Source organism: uncultured Aggregatibacter sp., from assembly GCF_938046485.1.
In the GTDB taxonomy this organism is placed as follows: domain Bacteria; phylum Pseudomonadota; class Gammaproteobacteria; order Enterobacterales; family Pasteurellaceae; genus Aggregatibacter.
In genome coordinates this window covers 1-8208 of sequence record NZ_CALIWN010000027.1, presented here as the reverse complement: position 1 = coordinate 8208, position 8208 = coordinate 1, and the positions used below count along the sequence as shown (strand labels likewise).

8 protein-coding genes are annotated in these 8208 nt (G+C 43.5%); 6 read left to right on the top strand and 2 right to left on the bottom strand.

Annotation, left to right across the window (positions count from 1 at the left end):
- Positions 1-155 precede the first annotated feature (155 nt).
- Positions 156-710 carry a nitroreductase family protein gene (locus tag Q0203_RS03345; RefSeq protein WP_297929531.1) on the bottom strand — a complete coding sequence of 185 codons (555 nt, stop codon included), beginning with the start codon at positions 708-710 and terminating at the stop codon, positions 156-158.
- 130 nt (positions 711-840) lie between these two features.
- Between Q0203_RS03345 and sppA the strand changes: the two genes are divergently transcribed.
- The 5 genes from sppA (at position 841) to dapD (ending at position 6352) form a co-directional block, all read left to right on the top strand.
- A complete protein-coding gene (sppA, locus tag Q0203_RS03340) occupies positions 841-2727 on the top strand; it encodes a signal peptide peptidase SppA (protein WP_297929529.1) in 1887 nt (628 codons plus the stop codon).
- 123 nt (positions 2728-2850) lie between these two features.
- On the top strand, positions 2851-3474 hold the full coding sequence (locus Q0203_RS03335) for an L-threonylcarbamoyladenylate synthase (RefSeq protein WP_297929527.1): 624 nt from the start codon (positions 2851-2853) through the stop codon (positions 3472-3474).
- 38 nt (positions 3475-3512) lie between these two features.
- The gene (gene rluB / locus Q0203_RS03330) at positions 3513-4493 is read left to right on the top strand and encodes a 23S rRNA pseudouridine(2605) synthase RluB (protein ID WP_297929525.1); all 981 of its coding nucleotides are present in this window, start codon (positions 3513-3515) and stop codon (positions 4491-4493) included.
- Positions 4494-4518: 25 nt separating this feature from the next.
- Positions 4519-5490 (top strand): HTH-type transcriptional regulator CysB, encoded by a 972-nt coding sequence (cysB, locus tag Q0203_RS03325; protein ID WP_297929523.1) that lies wholly within the window; start codon positions 4519-4521, stop codon positions 5488-5490.
- Between the two features lie 34 nt (positions 5491-5524).
- Entirely contained in the window at positions 5525-6352 is an 828-nt protein-coding gene (gene dapD, locus Q0203_RS03320; RefSeq protein ID WP_297929522.1) for a 2,3,4,5-tetrahydropyridine-2,6-dicarboxylate N-succinyltransferase, read from the top strand.
- A 252-nt stretch (positions 6353-6604) separates the two neighbouring features.
- On the opposite strand, the gene lysM is transcribed toward dapD, so the two are convergent.
- Entirely contained in the window at positions 6605-7048 is a 444-nt protein-coding gene (lysM, locus tag Q0203_RS03315; protein WP_297929520.1) for a peptidoglycan-binding protein LysM, read from the bottom strand.
- 137 nt (positions 7049-7185) lie between these two features.
- Here lysM and Q0203_RS03310 point away from each other — a divergent pair, with 137 nt between their 5' ends.
- Entirely contained in the window at positions 7186-8013 is an 828-nt protein-coding gene (locus Q0203_RS03310; RefSeq protein ID WP_297929519.1) for a neutral zinc metallopeptidase, read from the top strand.
- Positions 8014-8208 lie beyond the last annotated feature (195 nt).

Sequence of the window (8208 nt, the reverse complement as noted above, 5' to 3'; positions counted from 1 at the left end):
TAGCAGGGATTTTTTTCTGTTCATCGCTTAAGCTATTTAGCTCCATACGCATAGTGTATGGTTTTTATAGCCAGACTTTGGCTTGCTATAATAAAAAAACAGACCGCACTTTGATTGCTTAGTCAAGTGCGGTCTGTTTTTGGGGTATTTTTACATTAAAGAGAAAACACAAGCTCATCCAAATTTAACGTTTTTTTCTCTCTTTCCAATTTATCTTCAGCAGATCCGATCATCAAGAAACCGATGATTTTATCTGCAGTATCGCATTGGAATGCTTGGCGTAAGTCGCTCCCGTCCAACCAAGGGCCGCTAACCCAAACGTTTTTAAAGCCTAAAGCGTTTGCCGCTAATTGAATGGCATAGGTCGCGCAACCTGCGCAAAGCAGTTGTTCCCATTCCGGAACTTTTTTAATATTCGGATCGATTTTGGCAACAACACCGATGATCATTGGGGCGCGGGTTGCTAGGTTTTCGGCTTTTTTCAAGCGTTCTTCACCAAGGTTCAGTTCATGTACGGCGCTTTTTAATAAACGGCTTAATTCCGTCATTTTATCTTGCTCAATGACAATAAAACGATAAGGTTGCAGCCTGCCATGATCAGGGCTGCGCAATGCCGCTTGAAACATTTGGGTTAATTGGTGTTTATCGGGGGCTGGGGCGCTCAGTTTTTTCTCCGAATAACGCTCGGTAAGCAATTTTAATGCATCCATGATTGTCCTTCATTTGTGGGTGAGACGAAAAGTGCGGTGGATTATAGCACAGTTTATTTTTTCCGCGTGTTTATTGCGCAGGCGGTTTGTGGTATTTTAAGCATCCTTTTAGATCGCTTTTTGAGGTGGTATGAACGTCATTTTATCTTGTATTAAGTTCGCTTGGCGAATATTAAATTTTATTCGTGATTTGGTCATGAATTTGGTGTTTCTTGTTTTCGTTTTGGTGCTTTTATCTGTTGCAACCTTGATGATTGGCGCAGATAAGTCGGAAAAAACTGTGCTAAGAGGTGATCAAGGGGCGTTATTGCTCAATTTAGATGGCTATTTGGCCGATAATCGCGATGAGAAAAACGATTTCAAAACCCTTTTAAAAGAGCTGGATGGGCAGAATATTCCGCAACAATATTCTACTTTTGATCTGGTATATGCGATTGATTCTGCCGCACAAGACGACAATATTCGTGGTTTAGTGTTGGATTTAAACTTTTTCCAAGGCGGTGATTTGCCGGCGCTTGAATATGTGGGCGAGGCGATTGAAAATTTCAAAGAAAGCGGCAAACAGGTGATTGCTTATGCGGATAACTATAATCAAGCGCAATATTTCCTTGCCAGTTATGCCGATGAAATTTATATGAACCCGACAGGTTCCGTGTCCATTGATGGTTTGGCACAGGAAACGCTGTATTTTAAAGATATGCTCGATAAACTCGAAGTGAACCCGCACGTCTTTCGCGTCGGCACTTACAAATCGGCAGTCGAACCGTATTTACGCAATGAGATGTCTGATGAAGCCAAGGCGAATTTACAACGTTGGTTAAATACCATGTGGAATCATTATAAGCAACGTGTGGCAGAGAATCGTGATATTCAGCAAAGTGCCGTTGCACCGGACGCACATACGTTTTTAACCGAATTGAAAGCGTTAAAAGGTGATACCGCGGCCTATGTGAAGCAACGCAAGCTCGTAACCGGCGCAATAGATCGTTTAAATTTAGATAAAAAACTGACCGCACTTTTCGGTGAAGATAAGGATCATCAACCGAAAATGGTGGATTACGAGAGATATTTAGCCTCTTTGCCTGATCGTATGCATGGGGAAACCGACAACCAGATTGCGGTAGTGAATGTGGAAGGCGCTATTATTGATGGTGACAGCGACGAAGAAAATGTGGGTGGCGATACAGTTGCCAAATTGTTACGCCAAGCCTATGACGACGACAAAGTGAAAGGCGTGGTGTTGCGTGTCAATAGCCCCGGTGGCAGTGCGTTTGCTTCAGAGATCATTCGTCAAGAAGTGACACATTTACAAAATGCCGGCAAACCTGTGGTGGTTTCTATGGGCGGTATGGCGGCTTCAGGTGGCTATTGGATTTCCTCGACAGCCGATTATATTGTCGCCGATAAAAATACGATTACCGGCTCAATCGGTATTTTTGCTATGTTGCCGACCTTTGAGAACACCATTAAAAAAATGGGGATTACCGCAGATGGCGTGAAAACCTCTGATTTAAGGTTCAGTTCATTATTTTCACCTTTATCGCCAACCTTAAATGATGTTATTCAGTTGGAAATTGAACATGGCTACGATCAATTTTTAACGAAAGTCAGTGAGGGTCGCCATTTAACCAAGGCGCAAGTGGATAATATTGCGCAAGGTCAGGTTTGGCTAGGCTCTGAAGCGCTTGAACATAAATTGGTAGATGAGCTTGGGACATTAGATACGGCCATCGGTAAGACAATTGAATTAGTGAATGAAAAACGGGCAGAAAAAGATAAACTCGATGAAGCCTCATTCTCAGTGGAATGGATTGTGGATGAAGACAGCTCATTATTGAAAAAAATGTTACGTGACTTCAAAGGCGATGCGAAAACTTGGGCGCAAGGTTTCGTGCTTGAAAGCGTTGGGTTACCGAAAGCGTTCACGCAGTTAACTAAACCGCTTGGCACATTAACTCGCTTTAACGATCCGAAAGGGCAATATTTGTATTGTTTGACGTGTGGTTCAGTGAAGTAAAGTGCGGTCAATTTTTCAATCATTTTAAATCGGCGTGATATAGGGGTTCTGTAAAACAAACCGTTATCCCGCCTTATTTGAAACTGGTATAATGCCTCGCTATTTACTCGGAGAGTGAAGAATATGAGTCAATTTTTTTATATTCATCCCGAAAATCCGCAAGCCCGATTGATTAATCAGGCAGTTGAAATTCTGCGTAACGGTGGCGTCATTGTGTATCCGACTGATTCCGGTTACGCCTTGGGATGTATGATCGGCGATAAGCACGCCATGGATCGTATCGTGCAAATTCGCCAGTTGCCGGAAGGGCACAATTTTACGTTGGTATGTAGTGATTTGTCCGAATTATCCAATTATTCGTTGGTGACCAATTCTGCCTATCGTTTAATTAAAAATAACACGCCCGGTCGTTATACGTTTATTTTAACGGCGACGAAAGAATTGCCGCGTCGTTTAATGACATCGAAACGTAAAACCATCGGCATTCGTGTACCGGATAATCAAATCGCCTTGGATTTATTGAAAGCCTTAGGCGAACCGATTTTGTCTTGCTCTTTGATGTTGCCGAATGAAGAACATATCACGCAATCGGATCCGGAAGAAATCCGTGATCGTTTGGAACGTCAGGTAGATTTAATTATTCACGGTGGTTATTTAGGGCAAGAACCTACCACAGTGGTGGATTTAACCGAAAATACACCGGTGATTTTACGCGAAGGCAGCGGCGCCATTACACCATTTATTTAATCGACAACAGACGCTTGGGAAAGCGACAACGAGGATTTATGAAAGCCACAACACAAAAACGCACGTCAAATCGACCGCACTTTTCAGCCAATAATAAAGAAAAAACAGTGGGAGCCAAACCCCGTCAATCTGCGCCGAAATCTGTCAATAAATCCATGGCAGCAGAGGGCGAAAAATTACAAAAAGTCTTAGCCCGTGCCGGACAAGGTTCCCGCCGTGAAATCGAAGCCATCATTGCAGAAAATCGCGTGAGCGTGGACGGCAAAATCGCTACATTAGGTGATCGCATTAACGTACATTCAGGCGTGAAAGTGCGGATTGACGGCAATCTTATTAATCTCACACAAGCACAAAAAGAAGTGTGTCGGGTGTTAATGTATTACAAACCGGAAGGGGAGCTTTGCACTCGTCATGATCCGGAAGGGCGCGCAACGGTGTTTGATCGCTTGCCTCGTTTAAACGGTGCACGTTGGATTGCGGTCGGGCGTTTGGATATTAACACGTCAGGTTTGCTGTTATTTACGACTGATGGCGAACTGGCGAATCGCTTAATGCATCCAAGCCGTGAAGTGGAACGGGAATATTCTGTGCGTGTTTTCGGGCAAGTGGATGAAGCGATGTTAGCTCGCTTAAAAAAAGGCGTGCAGTTAGAAGATGGCCTGGCGAATTTTAAAGAGATTAAATTCGGCGGTGGCGTTGGCATGAATCAATGGTTTGATGTCACCTTGATGGAGGGGCGCAACCGTGAAGTACGTCGTTTATGGGAATCTCAAGGCATTCAAGTCAGCCGCTTGATTCGCATTCGTTATGGCAATATTAAATTAATGAAAACCTTGCCGCGTGGCGGTTGGCAGGAAATGGCGTTAGATGAAGTGAATTATTTGCGTGATTTAGTGGGGCTACCACCGGAAACGGAAACAAAAGTTGACGCCCATAAACAACGCCGTAAACCGAAAGCCGGACAGATTCGTAAAGCCGTCAAACGCTATTCGGAACTCAGTAAACGTTATAAAAAATAGTGCTCATGATTAACGAGAGGAAACCATGAAATTTCAGCAACTTCGCTATGTGGTTGAGATTGTGAATCAAAATTTTAATGTGACGGAAGCGGCAAATGCCCTGTTTACTTCACAGCCGGGAATCAGTAAGCAAGTTCGCTTATTAGAAAGTGAACTTGGATTGGAAATTTTTGAGCGTAACGGCAAACATATTAAAGGCTTAACGCCTCCGGGAAAGCGCATTGTCGCCATTTCTCGAGAATTAATGATGAAAATGCAAGGCATTCGTTCAATTGCCGATGAATATACGAAGCCGGATCATGGGATGTTACGCATCGCCACAACGAATACGCAAGCACGTTATATGTTGCCATCGGTGGTTGAGCGTTTTTCTAAGCGTTACCCGAATGTGAGCCTGCATATTCACCAAGGTTCGCCTTCACAAATTTACGATGCGCTATTATCAGATGAAGTGGATTTGGCGATCACCACCGAAGCGCAGTATTTATTTGATGGGGTAGTCTTATTGCCTTGTTATTTATGGAATCGTTCTGTGATCATAAGGCCTGATCATCCCTTAGCGAAATGTGAACAGCTGACCATTGAAGAATTAGGCAAATACCCACTGGTAACCTATACATTCGGTTTCACCGGCGTATCAGATTTAGATTATGCGTTTAATGGCGCTGGGATTTTGCCAAATATCGTCTTTACGGCAACGGATGCCGATATTATTAAAACCTATGTACGCATGGGATTGGGCGTGGGTATCATGGCATCCATGGCGCATACTGCAGCAGATACGGATCTCATTGCCATTAAAGCGGATCATCTCTTCCGCCCAAGCATGACCCAAATCGCTTTTAAGAACAGTGCGTTCTTACGTAATTATATGTATGATTTTATTACTTATTTTTCACCGCACTTAACCCGTGAAAACGTAGAAAAAGCCGAACGTCTGCACGATAATAATGCGGTAAAAAAACTTTTTGATAACGTCACATTAGATGTTTTATAACGTTTATTTAACTCACATTGATATAGGAAAAAACATGTCAAATTTACAACAAATCATTGAAAACGCCTTTGAAAAACGCGCAGAAATTACACCGAAAACCGTTGATGCACAAATCCGTGCCGCCATTGAAGAAGTGATCGAAGGCTTAGATTGTGGCAAATACCGTGTCGCCGAAAAAATTGATGACGAATGGGTCACTCACCAATGGTTGAAGAAAGCGGTGTTGCTCTCTTTCCGTATCAATGACAATCACATTATTGATGGTGCAGAAACCAAATACTACGACAAAGTCGCTTTAAAATTTGCCGATTACACAGAAGAACGTTTCCAACAAGAAGGTTTCCGTGTCGTGCCTTCTGCTACCGTTCGTAAAGGGGCATACATTGCTAAAAACACAGTATTAATGCCATCTTACGTGAATATCGGGGCGTATGTGGGCGAAGGAACGATGGTGGATACTTGGGCAACAGTCGGCTCTTGCGCACAAATCGGTAAAAACGTGCACTTATCCGGTGGCGTAGGGATCGGTGGCGTATTAGAACCCTTACAAGCCAACCCAACCATTATCGGCGATAACTGCTTTATCGGCGCACGTTCTGAAGTAGTAGAAGGGGTGATTGTTGAAGACGGTTGTGTGATTTCCATGGGTGTCTTTATCGGCCAATCTACCAAAATTTATGATCGCGAAACCGGCGAAATTCACTATGGTCGCGTGCCGGCAGGTTCCGTTGTAGTGTCCGGTAGCCTCCCGTCAAAATGCGGTAAATACAGCCTTTACTGTGCTGTTATCGTGAAAAAAGTAGATGCCAAGACTTTAGGCAAAGTCGGTATTAATGAATTATTGCGTTCTATTGAAGAATAGTTAAAACATAATAAAAAAAAGACCGCACTTATACCATCAAGTGCGGTCGTTTATTTAAACGTTTTTAAATAATACTATAAGTGCGTACCGTGCATCTTGATGCACGACCAAACCACGTACGGAACGTTATTTACCCCTTTTGGGTTTCACAATTTCGTGCAACAAGCACGCTGTGATTCAATTAAAACACAGTAAAAAAAACCGCACTTATATCATCAAGTGCGGTCATTTATTCAAAGGTTTTTAATAACACTATAGGCTTTTCGGTAAACGAATTTTTTGGCCCGGGAAGATTTTATCTGCGTCTTTAATCACTTCTTTATTTGCCGTTACGATGGCAGCATATTTGTTGCCGTCACCGTAATGTTTTTCAGCAATTTTCCAAAGGGTATCGCCTTTTTGGATGATATAAAATTCATCATCGCCGGCAAGGGATTCGCCGTTTTTTATTGTTACGTCATCAATATTGACATTGTTGATACCGATGATGTTACCCGCCATTAATACCGCTTTTTCCAACGCATCGGCAGAGCTTGCCACGCCTGAAATTTTCGCCACGCCGTTTTCGACTTTCACCGCCACATCCGCAACCCCCGGGTTGTCTTCGTTAATGTGTTGGGTTACTGCGGCGGAAGCCTCTTCTTCTTTGCTGAAGATTTTCTTACCGATATCGCCGATAAAATCAAATAATCCCATTTTCATCTCCTTGTTGATTGATTTAGGGAGTCACAACATACCCAATTCAGCCGTATAAGTCTAGGAATAAAATGTTAGGCGGAAAAAAGGGTTCTAGATTAGAATAGCGCGAATTTAACTTAAAGATAGGAAAGCTTATGCGTTGGCAAGGTCGTAGAGAAAGTTCAAATGTGGAAGACAGACGCGCCTCGGGCGGTGGTTTCGGTGGCGGAAAACCGACCGGTGTTTTGGGGCTGATCATTATTTTGGTCGGCGCTTATTATGGCGTGGATTTATCAGGCTTGGTTGGTGAGATGGAGGTGGGCACTACGCAAAGTTCACCTTTGCAATCACAGCAAGAAGACCAATTATTTAAACTCTCTAAAGTGGTGCTTGGCGATACAGAGGAAGTGTGGTCCACATACTTTTCCAAAAATAATCGACAATATGTAGAACCTCGCATGGTTATCTACAACGGCGTAACCCCGACAGCATGCGGCACCGGGCAATCTGCCATGGGGCCATTTTATTGTCCAAATGATCAACGGGTCTATTTGGATTTATCCTTTTATAACGACATGAAAAATAAACTGGGGGCGGCCGGCGAATCCGCGTTCGCTTATGTGATTGCCCATGAAGTGGGGCATCATGTACAGAATTTATTCGGCACGTTGACACAAGTGCATCGTCTGCAAAGTCGTTCATCCCGCACGGAAGCAAATCAACTTTCCGTGAAATTAGAACTTCAGGCGGATTGCTATGCCGGCGTGTGGGCATCACAAGCGGTAAAAAGCGGTTTATTTGAACGTGGCGATATTGAAAAAGCGTTTAATGCGGCGGAATCCGTAGGCGATGACCGTTTACAAAAACGCAGCCAAGGTTATGTGGTTCCCGATAGTTTTACCCATGGCACGTCAGCTCAGCGTTTGCAATGGTTTAAAGTGGGGCTAACCAGCGGTAATCCGGCACAATGTAATCCCTTTTAGCGGTTGGCAGAAACAAAAAGTGCGGTGGATTTTGGAAACGTTTTCCAATGTAGAAAAACATGTTGAAAACCGACCGCACTTATTCATCAAAAGGCTGATGTTGACGGTGTGCCGAAATCGGCCTTTGATTTATTCAAATCACAATCCGCACGTAAAACGTGCGGTTTTTAGGCTCCCCTATAAGGGCCTATACTT

Excerpts from the sequence above, each read along its gene's own strand:
- Q0203_RS03345 (WP_297929531.1), bottom strand. The coding sequence starts at position 710 with ATGGATGCATTAAAATTGCTTACCGAGCGTTATTCGGAGAAAAAACTG.
- sppA (WP_297929529.1), top strand. The coding sequence starts at position 841 with ATGAACGTCATTTTATCTTGTATTAAGTTCGCTTGGCGAATATTAAAT.
- Q0203_RS03335 (WP_297929527.1), top strand. The coding sequence starts at position 2,851 with ATGAGTCAATTTTTTTATATTCATCCCGAAAATCCGCAAGCCCGATTG.
- rluB (WP_297929525.1), top strand. The coding sequence starts at position 3,513 with ATGAAAGCCACAACACAAAAACGCACGTCAAATCGACCGCACTTTTCA.
- cysB (WP_297929523.1), top strand. The coding sequence starts at position 4,519 with ATGAAATTTCAGCAACTTCGCTATGTGGTTGAGATTGTGAATCAAAAT.
- dapD (WP_297929522.1), top strand. The coding sequence starts at position 5,525 with ATGTCAAATTTACAACAAATCATTGAAAACGCCTTTGAAAAACGCGCA.
- lysM (WP_297929520.1), bottom strand. The coding sequence starts at position 7,048 with ATGGGATTATTTGATTTTATCGGCGATATCGGTAAGAAAATCTTCAGC.
- Q0203_RS03310 (WP_297929519.1), top strand. The coding sequence starts at position 7,186 with ATGCGTTGGCAAGGTCGTAGAGAAAGTTCAAATGTGGAAGACAGACGC.